The sequence below is a fragment of the Rhodoplanes sp. genome (assembly GCF_013377085.1).
In the GTDB taxonomy this organism is placed as follows: domain Bacteria; phylum Pseudomonadota; class Alphaproteobacteria; order Rhizobiales; family Xanthobacteraceae; genus Rhodoplanes.
In genome coordinates this window covers 1-13,027 of the sequence record NZ_JACAAX010000040.1, presented here as the reverse complement: position 1 = coordinate 13,027, position 13,027 = coordinate 1, and the positions used below count along the sequence as shown (strand labels likewise).

The following is a 13,027-nucleotide window of genomic DNA, read 5'->3' as shown; positions in this document are numbered from 1 at the left end:
CTCGCCGGCGAGCCCATCAAGACTGCCGGGGCTGCTCCGCCATCCCGCGGGGACGGCGAGGGCAGCGTCCAGGTCCAGATGGATCCGCGCCTGCAGATCGGCACCGCCAAGGTGTTCGCCGTCTACGGCAAGGGCGGCATCGGCAAGAGCACCACCTCGTCCAACCTGTCGGTGGCGTTCTCCAAGCTCGGCAAGCGGGTGCTGCAGATCGGCTGCGATCCCAAGCACGATTCCACCTTCACGCTCACCAAGTGCTTGATGCCGACCGTCATCGACGTGCTCGAGCAGGTCAACTTCCACTCCGAGGAGCTGCGCGTCGAGGACTTCGTCTACGAGGGCTACAACGGCGTGATGTGCGTCGAGGCCGGCGGTCCGCCGGCCGGCACCGGCTGCGGCGGCTACGTGGTCGGGCAGACCGTCAAGCTCCTGAAAGAGCACCACCTGCTCGACGACACCGACGTCGTCATCTTCGATGTGCTCGGCGACGTGGTGTGCGGCGGCTTCGCGGCGCCCCTGCAGCATGCCGACCGCGCCCTCATCGTCACGGCCAACGACTTCGACTCGATCTTCGCGATGAACCGCATCGTCGCGGCCATCCAGGCGAAGGCGCGGAACTACAAGGTGCGGCTCGGAGGCGTCATCGCCAACCGCAGCGCTGCCACCGACGAGATCGACCGCTTCAACGGCGTCGTCGGCCTCAAGACGCTCGCCCATATCCGCGACCTCGACGTGATCCGGCGGAGCCGGCTCAAGAAGGCGACCCTGTTCGAGATGGAGCCCTCGCCCGAGATCGAGGCCGTGCAGAATGAATATCTCAAGCTCGCCGCCGCCCTGTGGGCCGGGGGAGAGCCGCTCACGGCGATCCCGATGAAGGATCGCGACATCTTCGATCTGTTGGGCTTCGACTGATGCAGGGCGAGACCTACCAGGAGCGACGCGGCGAGATCGAAGCGTATTTCGATCGTACGGCTTCCGCCGCCTGGGCGCGACTGACCTCGGACGCGCCGGTCAGCGGCATCCGCGCGACCGTGCGGGCGGGGCGCGACGCCATGCGCGCCACGCTGCTCGACTGGCTGCCCGCCGATCTCACCGGCCGCCGCCTGCTCGATGCGGGGTGCGGCCCCGGCATGCTGTCGATCGAGGCGGCGCGGCGCGGCGCCGAGGTGGTCGCCGTCGATCTCTCGCCGACCCTGCTCGACCTCGCCCGCGAGCGCATCCCGCCGGATCTCGCCGGCCGGGTCGAGTTCATCGCCGGCGACATGCTGTCGCCGGCGTTCGGCCGATTTGATCACGTCGTCGCGATGGACTCGATCATCCACTACCGCGCCGAGGACGCCTCGCGTGCCATTGCCGGCCTCGCCAGCCGGGCCGACAAGTCGGTGGTGTTCACCTTCGCGCCGCGCACGAGGGCGCTGGCGCTGATGCATTTCGTCGGCGGCTTCTTCCCGCGCGGCGACCGGGCGCCGTCGATCGAGCCGGTGCGCGAGGAGCGGCTGCGTGAGCTGCTCATGGCCGAGCCGGAGCTCGCCGGCTGGCGGCCGGGCCGGACACGCCGCATCGCGGTCGGGTTCTACACGTCGCAAGCCCTGGAGTTGCTGCCGACATGACGAAACAAAAGCGACCCGGAAAGCTCGGCAGCTCGTTCCTCGGGATCCTCGGGACGCTCGGACCGCAGTTCCTGCCGTTCGCCGACGTCTCCACCAAGGCGCTGCCGATGGGCCGGCTCTTGCGGCTGTCGCTGTTCCAGGTGTCGGTCGGCATGGCGATGGTGCTGCTCAACGGCACGCTCAACCGGGTCATGATCGTCGAGATGGGCGTGCCGAGCTGGCTGGTCGCCCTGATGGTGTCGCTGCCGCTGGTGTTCGCACCGTTCCGCGCCTTGATCGGCTTCAAGTCGGACAACCGCCGCTCGGCGCTCGGCTGGCGCCGCGTCCCCTACATCTGGGGCGGCACCATGCTGCAGTTCGGCGGCTTCGCCATCATGCCGTTCGCGCTCTTGATCCTCACCGGCGACTCGCATGGGCCGACCTGGATCGGCCATGTCGGCGCGGCGCTCGCCTTCCTGCTGGTCGGCGCCGGCCTGCACACCACCCAGACGGCCGGCCTGGCGCTCGCCACCGACCTCGCCCCCGAGGACAAGCGGCCGCGCGTCGTCGCCTTCCTGTATGTGATGCTGCTGGTCGGCATGGTCGGCTCGTCGCTCGTCTACGGCCAGTGGCTCACCGAGTTCAGCCCGTTCCGGCTGATCCAGATGATCCAGGGCGCCGCGCTGGTCACCATGATCCTCAACAGCGTGGCGCTGTGGAAACAGGAGCCGCGCGATCCCTCGCGCAATGCTCGTCTCGAGGGAAAGGAGCCGTCGTTCCGCGAGTCCTGGCAGGCGTTCAGCCAGGGCGGACGATCGACCCGGATGCTGATCGCCGTCGGCTGCGGAACCGCCGGGTTCAGCATGCAGGACATCCTGCTCGAGCCTTATGGCGGGCAGGTCCTGCATCTGTCTGTCGGCGCCACCACGCTGCTCACCGCGCTGATGTCGGCCGGCAGCCTGGTCGGCTTCGCGCTCGCCGCCCGCCTGCTCTCGCGCGGTGTCGATCCCTACCGGCTCGCCGGCTGGGGCGCAGTCGCCGGCGTTGTCGCCTTCTCGGCCGTTGTGTTCTCGGCGCCGACCGAATCGCCGGTGCTGTTCCGCATCGGCACGGCGTTGATCGGCTTTGGCGGCGGACTGTTCTCGGTCGGCACCCTCACGGCCGCGATGGCGCTCGGCCGCGAGGGCGAGAGCGGGCTCGCGCTCGGCGCCTGGGGGGCCGTGCAGGCGACGTCTTCCGGCGTCGCCATCGCGCTCGGCGGGGCGATCCGTGACGTCGTCGGCAGCCTCTCGGCGCAGGGCGTGCTGGGGGCGGCGCTCTCCGATGTCTCGGCCGCCTACGGCGTCGTCTACCACATCGAAATTGGACTGCTGTTCATCACCCTGATTGCCATCGGACCGCTCGTTCGACCAGCGGGCGAGAAGGGGCAATCTTCCCTGAAGTTTGGTCTGGCCGAATTTCCCGGCTAGCCATTATTGCGCGGAGGTCTTTCATGCAAACCGGCGCCTTCACTGGCTACATGGACGTCGCTCAAGTCGTTCTCTACGCCTTCTGGATCTTTTTTGCCGGCCTGATCTTCTATCTCCGGCGCGAGGACAAGCGGGAAGGCTACCCGCTCGATTCCGACCGCACCGTCGCCTCCGGCGGCCAGATCACCGTGCAGGGCTGGCCGACGCCGCCTTCGCCCAAGACCTACCTGCTGCCCGACGGCGAGACCGTGACGGTGCCGTCGAGCGCGCCGGTTCCGGCCGAGACCCGGGTGAAGCCCGGCCCGCATCTCGGCTCGCCCTTCGAGCCGGTCGGCGATCCGATGCGTGACGGCGTCGGCCCGGCCTCCTATGCCCTGCGTGCCGACAAGCCGGACCTCACCTGGGCCGGTGAGGCTCGGATCGTGCCGCTGCGCGTCGCGACCGATCATTGGGTCGACGAGAACGATCCCGATCCGCGCGGCTACGAGGTCGTCGCGGCCGACGGCGAGGTTGCCGGCACGGTGACCGAGCTGTGGATCGATCGGGCCGAGCCGATCGTGCGCTACTACGAGGTGGCGCTCACCGGCGCCAAGAAGAGCGTGATGCTGCCGGCCGTGTTCGCCTATGTCGACGCGACCCAGAAGCAGCTCTCGGTGAACGCCGTGCTGGCCAGCCAGTTCGCCGGCGTGCCGTCGATCAAGAGCGGGAGCCAGATCACGGCGCTCGAGGAAGACAAGGTCTCGGCCTATTTCGGCGGCGGCAAGCTGTACGCCACCCCGGCGCGGGCGGAGCCGCTGCTGTGATGGCGCCTCGGCCCTGGGTTCCCCGGCCCCTGCCGGAGCCTCTTCCCGAAGGGGAGGAGATTCTCTGGCGGGCCGGGCCGCTCGCCTGGCCACTGGCCGTGCGCGTCTTCCACATCCGGAAGATCGCCGTCTATTTCGCGGCGCTCGTCCTGTGGCTCGGCGCGTCCACGTATGTCGACAAGGGCTCCATTACGGGAGCGCTCGTCGCGGCCTTGTGGGTGGTGCCGCTCGCGCTCGCCGCGATCGGCATCCTGGGGCTGTTCGCCTGGCTGGTCCGGCGGACGACGACCTACACGATCACGTCCCGCCGGCTCATCCTGCAATACGGCGTTGCCTTCCCGATGACCTTGAACCTGCCGTTCAAGCACATCGGCTCGGCGGCGCTGCGCCTCTACCGCGACGGCTCGGGCGACATTCCGGTCACGCTCACGGATGGCACCAAGATCGCCTATCCGGTGCTGTGGCCGCACGCCCGGCCGTGGCGGGTGAGGCGGACCGAGCCGATGCTGCGCGTCGTCGCCGACGCCAAGCATGTCGCCGAGATCCTCGCCCGCGCCATCTTGGCGCGCCGCGGCACCGAGCGCCCGCAGGCTGCTGCGGGCTCCGACCAGGAGACCACCGATACGCCTGACCTGCCGCAGACCTCGAGCGCTGCGGCGTGACACGGAGCGCCTCGATGAGCGACCTCCCGCGACGGCCGTTCCCGCGTGGCCCGCTGCTGGGCGTGGCGGCCCTGGTGGCTTTCGTGCTGCTCGCGATCGGCGTGTCCCGCGGAATCGGGACCGTGCCGACCGGGGCGCCGCCCGATCCGGCGAGCGCGACCGCGGTGGCGAGCCGCGGCCTGCGTTTCGTCGACCAGGCGGACGGCACCGTCGCCGTGCTCGATGCGGCCGACGCGCGCGTCATCGAGGTGATCGCTTCCGGACAAGAGAATTTCGTGCGCGGGGTGCTGCGCGGCTTCGCCCGCGAGCGCCGGCGCCAGGATATCGGCGCCGAGCCGCCGTTCCTGCTGACCGGGTGGACCGACGGGCGCCTGTCGCTCGACGATGCCTCCACCGGACGCCATGTCGAGCTGTCGGCCTTTGGGCAAACCAACGCCGAATCTTTCGGCCGGCTCCTCAAGCGGCAGGACGGGACGCGATGATCGGATCATGGACGAGCGGGCGGCGCGTCATCGTCGTGCCGTGCACGGTTGAAATCGAGCGGACGGCGGACAGCCTGCACGCTCACGTGGACCTTCAGGGAATCGAGATCGAGCCGGGCGACGAGGTGATCGTCCACGACGCCCCGACATCGATCCCGTTCGGCGAAAGCAGCATCGTCCATTGCCGGGCCACCGTGATCCTGGCGGGACGGCTGGAGCGCCTGATGGCGCGCCTCGCCGGCTACTTCGAGCTGACCGAACTCTACGAAGTCAGCTTTTCCCCTGGGAGGACACCATGATTCCAATGGAAGGCGGCGCGGGACAAAACCCGATCAAGACGGACCTGACCACGACGGAATTGGCCAAGGAGGACACGCTCCTCAGCCCGCGCTTCTACACCACCGACTACGCCGCGATGGACCGCATCGACGTCAGCGGCGTGCGCGCCGAGTGGGACGCGATGCTCGGAGAGCTGCGCGCCGACCACAACAAGGGCCACTTCACCCGCGACGCCGAATGGAAGGCGGACCTCGCGTCCCTTCCCGAAGGATTGCGCAAGGAGTTCGTCGACTTCCTGGTGTCGTCGCTGACCGCCGAATTCTCCGGCTGCGTGCTCTATGCCGAGATCAAGAAGCGCATCAAGAATCCCGAGGTGCGCGATCTCTTCACCTATATGAGCCGCGACGAGGCGCGCCATGCCGGCTTCATCAACGACGCGCTGAAGGATTTCGGCATCGGGGTCGATCTCGGCTTCCTCAGCCGGGCCAAGAAGTACACCTACTTCCAGCCGAAGTTCATCTTCTACGCGACCTACCTGTCCGAGAAGATCGGCTACGCGCGCTACATCACGATCTTTCGCGAGTTCGAGAAGCACCCGGACCGTCGCTTCCACCCGATCTTCAAGTGGTTCGAGAAGTGGTGCAACGACGAGTTCCGCCACGGCGAGGCCTTCGCGCTGCTGATGCGCTCCGAGCCGAGCCTGATCAGCGGCCTCAACAAGCTGTGGATCCGCTTCTTCCTGCTCGCCGTGTTCGCCACCATGTATGTGCGCGACCACATGCGGCCCGAGTTCTACAAGGCGCTCGGGGTCGATCCCGCCGACTACGATTTCGAGGTGTTCCGCAAGACCACCGCGATCTCCCGCCAGGTCTTCCCGCTCGAGCTCGACATCGACCGGCCGGAGTTCCGCGCCGGTTTCGACAGGCTGTGGCGGATCGCCGAGGAGGGCGCGGCGGCGCGCGCGCGCGGCGGCGTCGGCGGTGCGATCGACCGGGTCCGGCTCGGCATCTCCGGCGCCTGGACGCTGCTGCGCCTCTATCTGCTGCCGACCAAGCCCAATACCTTGCCGGAGCGGGTCAGTCTCGCCCCCGCATTCTAGGTCCGGAGGTCCGGCGCGTGGCCCATTACGGCATCCCGATCCTCTACACGCTGTTCGTGTGGTGGTTCAGCACGGGCCTGATCATGTTCCTCGACGGGCTGCCGCGGAAAACCTTCCCGTTCAGCGTCGCTGGTGCGGCGGTGCTGTACGGGCTGGCGCTGTGGGGCATGTCGGCGTCGAGCCGGGACGCCTCGGTGTTCGGCGCCTACTGCACCTTCACGTGCGGGATCATCGTCTGGGGCTTCAACGAGATCACGTTCCTGATGGGCTGGGTCACCGGCCCGCGCACGCAGCCGTGCCCGCCGGACTGCAAGGGGTTCCGTCATTTCGTCCACGCGGTCGAGACGATCCTGTACCACGAGCTCGGCATCGTCGTTTCGGCCGTGCTGGTCTGTGCCGTGACCTGGGGCGAGCCCAACCAGGTCGGCACCTGGACCTTCGTGATCCTGTGGCTGATGCGGCTCTCGACCAAGCTCAACATCTTCCTCGGCGTGCCCAATCTCGCCGAGGAGTTTTTGCCCGATCATCTCGCCTACATGAAGGGCTTCTTCCGCAAGCGGCCGATGAACTGGTTGTTCCCGTGGACCGTGACGGCCGCGACCGCGGTCGTCACCGTGCTGGTCTATCAGGCGTCCGCGCTCGCCGCGACCGATCCGCACCAGGCGGCCGGCCTCACCTTCGTCGCCACCCTGATGGCGCTCGCCATCCTGGAGCACTGGTTCCTGGTGCTGCCGATGTCGGTGGTGCCGCTGTGGCGCTGGGGCCTGAAGTCGCGCGAATGGTTCCGCCGCCTCGATCCGCGCCGCAACGGCTCGCGCCGGGCCGGCCGACGGGCCGCCACGCGCGCCGACAGCGACACCGCCATGGAGGCCGCTGCGGACGGCGCCGCGGACACTGCTGCGCCTGCGCCTGCGCCTGCGCCCGAGCCCGAGCCGGTGATCGTCCGTCGGGTGATCCGCGCCGGTGGCACCACCATGACGGTCTCGCTCGACCGCACGGCGGAGGACGACCATTCCGCGCGGTTGCGCACCGCTCCGGTCCGCGCCGCCGCCCGTCCGCGGCGGTAAAACGAGTACGGCGGTGCTCTGACATCCGGGAGCGGCGGAGCGATCAACCCGGGAACGTGGGCGTTCGTCCACAATCGTCTCGTACCGAAGCCCACTCCACTGACTATCTCGGCCTCATGGTGAGGAGCGATCCGCAGGATCGCGTCTCGAACACACAAGTCGGCTATAGCCGACGTGTGCACACATGAATGCCGAGGTCGGGCAGGCCCGACTTCGCTCCGCGCCCGGCCCTTCGAGACGCCGGCTGCGCGGGCTCATCAGGGTGAGGGCGGAACGAAGCCGTTTAGACGCACACCGGTATCAAGAAACAGAAAACGCCCCGTGCGGAAAACCGCCGGGGCGTCGTCGTCTGGATCGTAGCAGGCTCGTCGAGCTCAGGATCGTCCCGGCATCGTCCCGGTTCGATCGCCGACGCCGATCAGCTCGCGGCCGCGGCCACGGCCGGGGTGGCGACCTTCTTGGCGATCTGCTTCTTCAGCAGCAGCGCGCGCGGCGACAGCTCGGCGTCGCCGGCCTTCAGCAGGAAGGCGTCCAGGCCGCCGCGGTGATCGACGCTCTTGAGCGCGTTCGCCGAGATGCGCAGCCGCACGCCGCGGCCGAGCGCGTCAGACGTCAGGGTGACGTTGACCAGGTTCGGCAGGAAGCGCCGCTTCGTCTTGATATTCGAATGGCTGACCGTGTGGCCGACGAGCGCCCCCTTTCCGGTCAGTTCGCATCGTCGCGACATGGAAACCTCGATGATCTCTATAATACCTCTGACTCACGCACGCGCGTGGCGGAGCCGCGAGGCGAGCTTGAGCGGGACCGCGGACGTATAGAGACACCCGCCTGGGGCGTCAAGGCGCGCGGAGGCGCGCCTCGTGTGCGGGCGCCGCGCGACGATCCCGGGGAAGCGGTGCGCCCCCGGAAACATCATAGAAACGACGTATTCGGCCTCGACACAGGGCCTTGCTGCCGCCCATCGCCAACGCCGCCAGCGAGGATCCGACCACGTGTCGTCCGGCCGTCTCGCCACCCCTTCGCTTCTGTGCGTCCTGGCCGTGCTGCTCGGCGCCGGCGTCGCTCCGGATCAGGCGGCCGCCCAAGGCAAGCTCGATGCCCGCTACACCGCGACGCTCGCCGGCATTCCGATCGGCCGCGGCGCCTGGGTGATCGACATCGCCGACGACCAGTACACGGCGGCAGCCAGCGGCACCACCACCGGGATCGTCCGGCTGTTCGCCAGCGGGCAGGGGTCGAGCGCCTCGCGCGGCTATGTCAAGAACGGCAACCTGCTGCCCTCGACCTATGCCTCCAACCTGGTCTCCGACAAGAAGTCGGAAGAGCTGCGCATCGTGCTGCAGAACGGCGTCGTCCGCGACGTCTCGGTCGAGCCGCCGTCGCCGCCGCAGCCCGAGCGGCTGCCGGTGACCGACGCCCACCGGCGCGGCGTCACCGATCCGATGAGCGCCTCGCTGCTGCGGGTGCCGGGCAGCGGTCAGACCGTCGCTCCGGAGGCCTGCAACCGAACCCTGTCGATCTTCGACGGACGGATGCGCTTCGACCTACAGCTCGCCTTCAAGCGGCTGGAGATGGTGCGGGCCGAGCGCGGCTACGAGGGGCCCGTGGCGGTCTGCGCGGTCGCCTTCATGCCGATCGCCGGCTACATTCCGGACCGGCCGGCGATCACCTATCTGGTCCGCCAGCGCGACATCGAGCTGTGGCTGGCGCCCCTCGCCGGGACCCGCGTGGTGGTCCCCTTCAAGATGGTGATCCCGACGCCGTTCGGGCTGGGCGTGCTCGAGGCCACCCAGTTCGTCTCCACCCCGGGTGGCCCGACCCGGCCCACGCCGACCAGCGCGCGAATTCCTTGACACCCAAAACGACGGCCGCGGCCGTCCCGTTAACGAAGGCGACCGGCACAACCGGGCGCTGCCGACGGCCCGACACACGATGTGGGCGGCCCGGTCGGCCGACACCGAGATGTGGACGAGAACGAATCTCGACTCGGCCCGAGTCAGCGATTCGGGCGCGATTCGTTCGGGAGTCGTTCCAAGGACTTAACGGGAGGCCCCCGGTTGTGGCCGAAGCGTCGCAATTCGGGACAGAAACAGACGACGAGCGAGCGAAGTGGGCCGAGGCCGGGCTTGGGTGTGCGGCGGAAAGCGGCTAAGAGAGACCGTCGGCGCACGCCTCCCGGTGGAAGGACGCAGGCTCACGCGGGTGGCCGGCGCCCCGCGGGGGCACGGCCGGCGCGACCGCGCCGCCCCGGACAGGAACGGACCCGGACATGACGCCCCAGTTTCCGCCTCACGAGGCTTCGCCTCGAACCGCCGCAACCGGGGCGGCAATCCGCCGCTCGCACCGGCGCTCCTGCCGCTGCGCCAGGCTCTGACACGACGGCTTTTCCAGACATCCGATGCCCATCAGCTTCTCGTCTCCTTCCGTTCGCGACGCCCGCGCCCGCGGCTCCGGCGTCACCGCCGTGCTCGGGCCGACCAATACGGGCAAGACGCATCTCGCCATCGAGCGGATGCTCGGCCATTCGTCGGGGCTGATCGGGCTGCCGCTGCGCCTGCTGGCGCGCGAGGTCTACAACAAGGTGGTCGATCGGGTCGGTCCGGACGCCGTCGCGCTGATCACCGGCGAGGAGAAGATCAAGCCGGCCAATCCGCGCTTCTGGGTGTCGACCGTCGAGGCGATGCCGCGCGATCTCGACGTCGCCTTCGTGGCGATCGACGAGGTCCAGCTCGGCGCCGATCTCGACCGCGGCCACGTCTTCACCGACCGCATCCTCAACCGCCGCGGCCGCGAGGAGACCCTGGTGCTCGGCGCCTCGACCATGCGGGGCATGGTCGACAAGCTCTTGCCCGGCGCCAACGTCGTCAGCCGGCCGCGCCTCTCCCAGCTCACCTTCGCGGGCGAGAAAAAGCTGTCGCGGCTGCCGCGGCGCAGCGCCATCGTCGCCTTCTCGGCCGAGGAGGTCTACGCCATCGCCGAGCTGATCCGGCGCCAGCGCGGCGGCGCCGCCGTGGTGCTGGGGGCGCTGAGCCCGCGGACCCGAAACGCCCAGGTGGCCCTCTACCAGTCGGGCGACGTCGACTATTTGGTCGCCACCGATGCGATCGGCATGGGCCTCAATCTCGACGTCGACCACGTCGCCTTCGCGTCCGACCGAAAATTCGACGGCTACCAGTACCGCCAGCTCAACCCGGCCGAGTTCGGCCAGATCGCCGGCCGGGCCGGACGGGCGATGCGCGACGGCACCTTCGGCACCACGGGCCGCTGCCCGCCCTTCGAGCAGGAGCTGGTCCACGCGCTGGAGAGCCACGCTTTCGAGTCGGTGAAGGTCCTGCAGTGGCGCAACACCGACCTCGACTTCTCCTCGCTCGGGGCGCTGTCGGCCTCGCTGGCGACGACACCGACGCTGCCGGGCCTGACCCGCGCGCCGATCGCCGAGGACATCCTGGTGCTCGAGCACGCGATGCGCGACAGCGCGGTGCGTGACATCGCCAACCGTCCGGCCGACATCGCGCGACTGTGGGAGGCCTGCCAGGTTCCCGACTATCGGAAAATCTCCCCGGCCGCCCATGCCGAGATGGTCGTCACCCTCTTTGGTTTTGTGGCGCGCGACGGTACGATACCGACCGACTGGTTTGCCCGGCAGGTGGCCCTTGCGGATCACACCGAGGGCGGTATCGATACTCTGTCTACCCGAATTGCACACATCCGGACCTGGACCTTCGTCGCCAACCGTCCGGATTGGCTCGGCGATCCAGAGCACTGGCAGGGCGTCGCTCGCGCCATCGAGGACAAGCTCTCCGATGCCTTGCACGAACGCCTGGCCGAACGATTCATCGACCGTCGCACCAGCGTGCTGATGCGCCGCCTGCGAGAGAACGCGATGTTGGAAACAGAGATCACCAAGACGGGCGAGGTCGTCGTCGAGGGCCACATCATCGGCCGGCTCGACGGCTTCCGCTTCGCGCCGGAGGCGACCACCGGCAGCACCGACAGCAAGGCGCTGTCCGCCGCCGCCCAGAAGGCGCTGGCGGGCGAGATCGACGCGCGCGCCGCGCGGCTCGCCCATGCGCCGGATTCGCAGTTCGTGCTGGCCTCCAACGGACTGATCCGCTGGATGGGCGAGCCGGTGGCGAAGCTCCTGGCCGGCGACAATATCCTGCGCCCGCGGGTGAAGATCCTCGCCGACGAGCACCTCACCGGGGCGTCGCACGAGCACGTGCAGACGCGGCTCGATCTGTGGACCCGCACCCATATGGAGCGGGTGCTGGCGCCGCTGTTCGTGCTCGGCGCCGCCGAGGACATCACCGGCATCGGCCGCGGCATCGCGTTCCAGCTCGTCGAGGCGCTCGGCGTGCTCGAGCGGTTCAAGATCGCCGAGGAGCTGAAAGGTCTCGACCAGTCGCAGCGCGCGACCCTGCGCAAGCACGGCGTGCGGTTCGGCGCCTACCACGTCTATGTGCCGGCCCTGCTCAAGCCTGCGCCCCGCGCGCTCGCCGCCGAGCTGTGGGCCCTCAAGCACGGCGACGTCGACACCTCGGGGATCGACGACCTGCAGCGCCTCGCCGCCAGTGGCCGCACGTCCTTCGCGGTCGACAAAGCGGTGTCGCGCACCCTCTATCGCACCATCGGCTACCGGGTGTGCGGCGAGCGCGCCGTCCGGGTCGACATCCTGGAGCGGCTCGCCGACCTGATCCGCCCGGCGCTGAGCTGGCGGCCCAACGCCCCGGGCGAGAAGCCGGCCGGCGCCATCGACGGCAGCGGCTTCACGGTGACGCAGGCGATGACGTCGCTCACCGGCTCGTCCGGCGAGGATCTCGCCTCGATCCTCAAGGCGCTCGGCTATCGGGTGGAGCGGCGGCCGAAGCCGGCCGAGCCGGCGGCTGCCGAGCCGACGGCCGTGGATGCGGGGACCGAGACGCCGGCTGCCGAGGCCGTCGTGGAGGCCGCGGGCGAACCCGTCGGCGACGGTGAGACGGCGCCCGAGGTCGGCGCCGAGACCGCCGCCGAGCATGTTCCGATCGCGCCGGAGCCCGAGGGCGAGGGCGTCGAGGCGCAGCATGAGGACCCCGCTGCGGACGAGACTCCTGCGGAGGAGATCGCCGCAGACGAGACCACAGCCGAGGAGGCCGTCACGTCTCCGGAGACGGCGGCCGAGGAGCCGGCAGGCGAGCCCGAGGCCGAAGAGACCGTCGAGGCTACGCCGGCCGAGTCGAACGCCGGCGAGGCCCCTGCGGCCGACGAGTCTGCGATCGAGGCGCCCGCCGTCGAAGCCACCGGCGACGCGGACGGCAGCGCCGAGGCCGGCGAGGCCGGCGAGGCTGTCGCAGCGGCACCGGCCGTTGAGGAGCCGCAGTTCATCGAGATCTGGCGGCCGGGTCGGCCGCACGACGAGCGGCGCGGGCCGAAGCGCCATCACCGCGGCGGCGCCGGCCGCCGTCCGGGCGCCCAGCCCGGCGAGCAAGCCGCGACGCCCGACGGCGCCCCCGCCCCCGCCGATGCGCCCGCTCCGGAACGGGTCGAGGCACGCGGCGACCGTCCCGAGCGCAACGACCGCGGCAGCGGCGGCGAGCGGCAGCC

12 protein-coding genes are annotated in these 13,027 nt (G+C 69.5%); 11 read left to right on the top strand and 1 reads right to left on the bottom strand.

The genetic code is table 11. The features are described 5' to 3' along the window. Nucleotides 1–78: 78 nt before the first annotated feature. The 9 genes from bchL (at nucleotide 79) to puhE (ending at nucleotide 7,447) form a co-directional block, all read left to right on the top strand. Nucleotides 79–909, top strand: coding sequence for a ferredoxin:protochlorophyllide reductase (ATP-dependent) iron-sulfur ATP-binding protein (bchL, locus tag HXX10_RS22875; protein WP_296525613.1), 831 nt, complete (start codon nucleotides 79–81; stop codon nucleotides 907–909). Then, nucleotides 909–1,607, top strand: coding sequence for a magnesium protoporphyrin IX methyltransferase (gene bchM, locus HXX10_RS22870; protein ID WP_296525573.1), 699 nt, complete (start codon nucleotides 909–911; stop codon nucleotides 1,605–1,607). Before bchL ends, bchM begins: the two co-directional genes overlap by 1 nt. Before the next feature lie 107 nt (nucleotides 1,608–1,714). Next, on the top strand, nucleotides 1,715–3,055 hold the full coding sequence (locus HXX10_RS22865) for a BCD family MFS transporter (RefSeq protein ID WP_296525612.1): 1,341 nt from the start codon (nucleotides 1,715–1,717) through the stop codon (nucleotides 3,053–3,055). 23 nt (nucleotides 3,056–3,078) lie between these two features. Continuing rightward, entirely contained in the window at nucleotides 3,079–3,858 is a 780-nt protein-coding gene (puhA, locus tag HXX10_RS22860) for a photosynthetic reaction center subunit H (RefSeq protein ID WP_296525572.1), read from the top strand. Next, nucleotides 3,858–4,520, top strand: a complete 663-nt coding sequence (gene puhB, locus HXX10_RS22855; protein WP_296525571.1) for a photosynthetic complex putative assembly protein PuhB — start codon at nucleotides 3,858–3,860, stop codon at nucleotides 4,518–4,520. Before puhA ends, puhB begins: the two co-directional genes overlap by 1 nt. A gap of 14 nt (nucleotides 4,521–4,534) precedes the next feature. Next, nucleotides 4,535–5,002: a photosynthetic complex assembly protein PuhC gene (puhC, locus tag HXX10_RS22850; RefSeq protein ID WP_296525570.1), complete on the top strand. Its 468-nt coding sequence runs from the start codon at nucleotides 4,535–4,537 to the stop codon at nucleotides 5,000–5,002. Beyond that, a complete protein-coding gene (locus HXX10_RS22845) occupies nucleotides 4,999–5,301 on the top strand; it encodes a hypothetical protein (protein ID WP_296525569.1) in 303 nt (100 codons plus the stop codon). The genes puhC and HXX10_RS22845 overlap by 4 nt, the downstream gene beginning before the upstream one ends. Continuing rightward, nucleotides 5,298–6,380 carry a magnesium-protoporphyrin IX monomethyl ester (oxidative) cyclase gene (gene acsF / locus HXX10_RS22840; protein WP_296525568.1) on the top strand — a complete coding sequence of 361 codons (1,083 nt, stop codon included), beginning with the start codon at nucleotides 5,298–5,300 and terminating at the stop codon, nucleotides 6,378–6,380. The genes HXX10_RS22845 and acsF overlap by 4 nt, the downstream gene beginning before the upstream one ends. 17 nt (nucleotides 6,381–6,397) lie before the next feature. Beyond that, nucleotides 6,398–7,447, top strand: a complete 1,050-nt coding sequence (gene puhE, locus HXX10_RS22835; RefSeq protein ID WP_296525567.1) for a putative photosynthetic complex assembly protein PuhE — start codon at nucleotides 6,398–6,400, stop codon at nucleotides 7,445–7,447. Between the two features lie 418 nt (nucleotides 7,448–7,865). Here the strand turns inward: puhE and rpmB are convergent, their stop codons facing one another. Beyond that, nucleotides 7,866–8,174, bottom strand: coding sequence for a 50S ribosomal protein L28 (rpmB, locus tag HXX10_RS22830; protein ID WP_296525566.1), 309 nt, complete (start codon nucleotides 8,172–8,174; stop codon nucleotides 7,866–7,868). 265 nt (nucleotides 8,175–8,439) lie between these two features. Between rpmB and HXX10_RS22825 the strand changes: the two genes are divergently transcribed. Beyond that, the gene (locus HXX10_RS22825; RefSeq protein ID WP_296525565.1) at nucleotides 8,440–9,300 is read left to right on the top strand and encodes a DUF3108 domain-containing protein; all 861 of its coding nucleotides are present in this window, start codon (nucleotides 8,440–8,442) and stop codon (nucleotides 9,298–9,300) included. Between the two features lie 545 nt (nucleotides 9,301–9,845). After that, a partial coding sequence (locus HXX10_RS22820) for a helicase-related protein (RefSeq protein ID WP_296525564.1) occupies nucleotides 9,846–13,027 on the top strand: 3,182 nt, incomplete at its 3' end.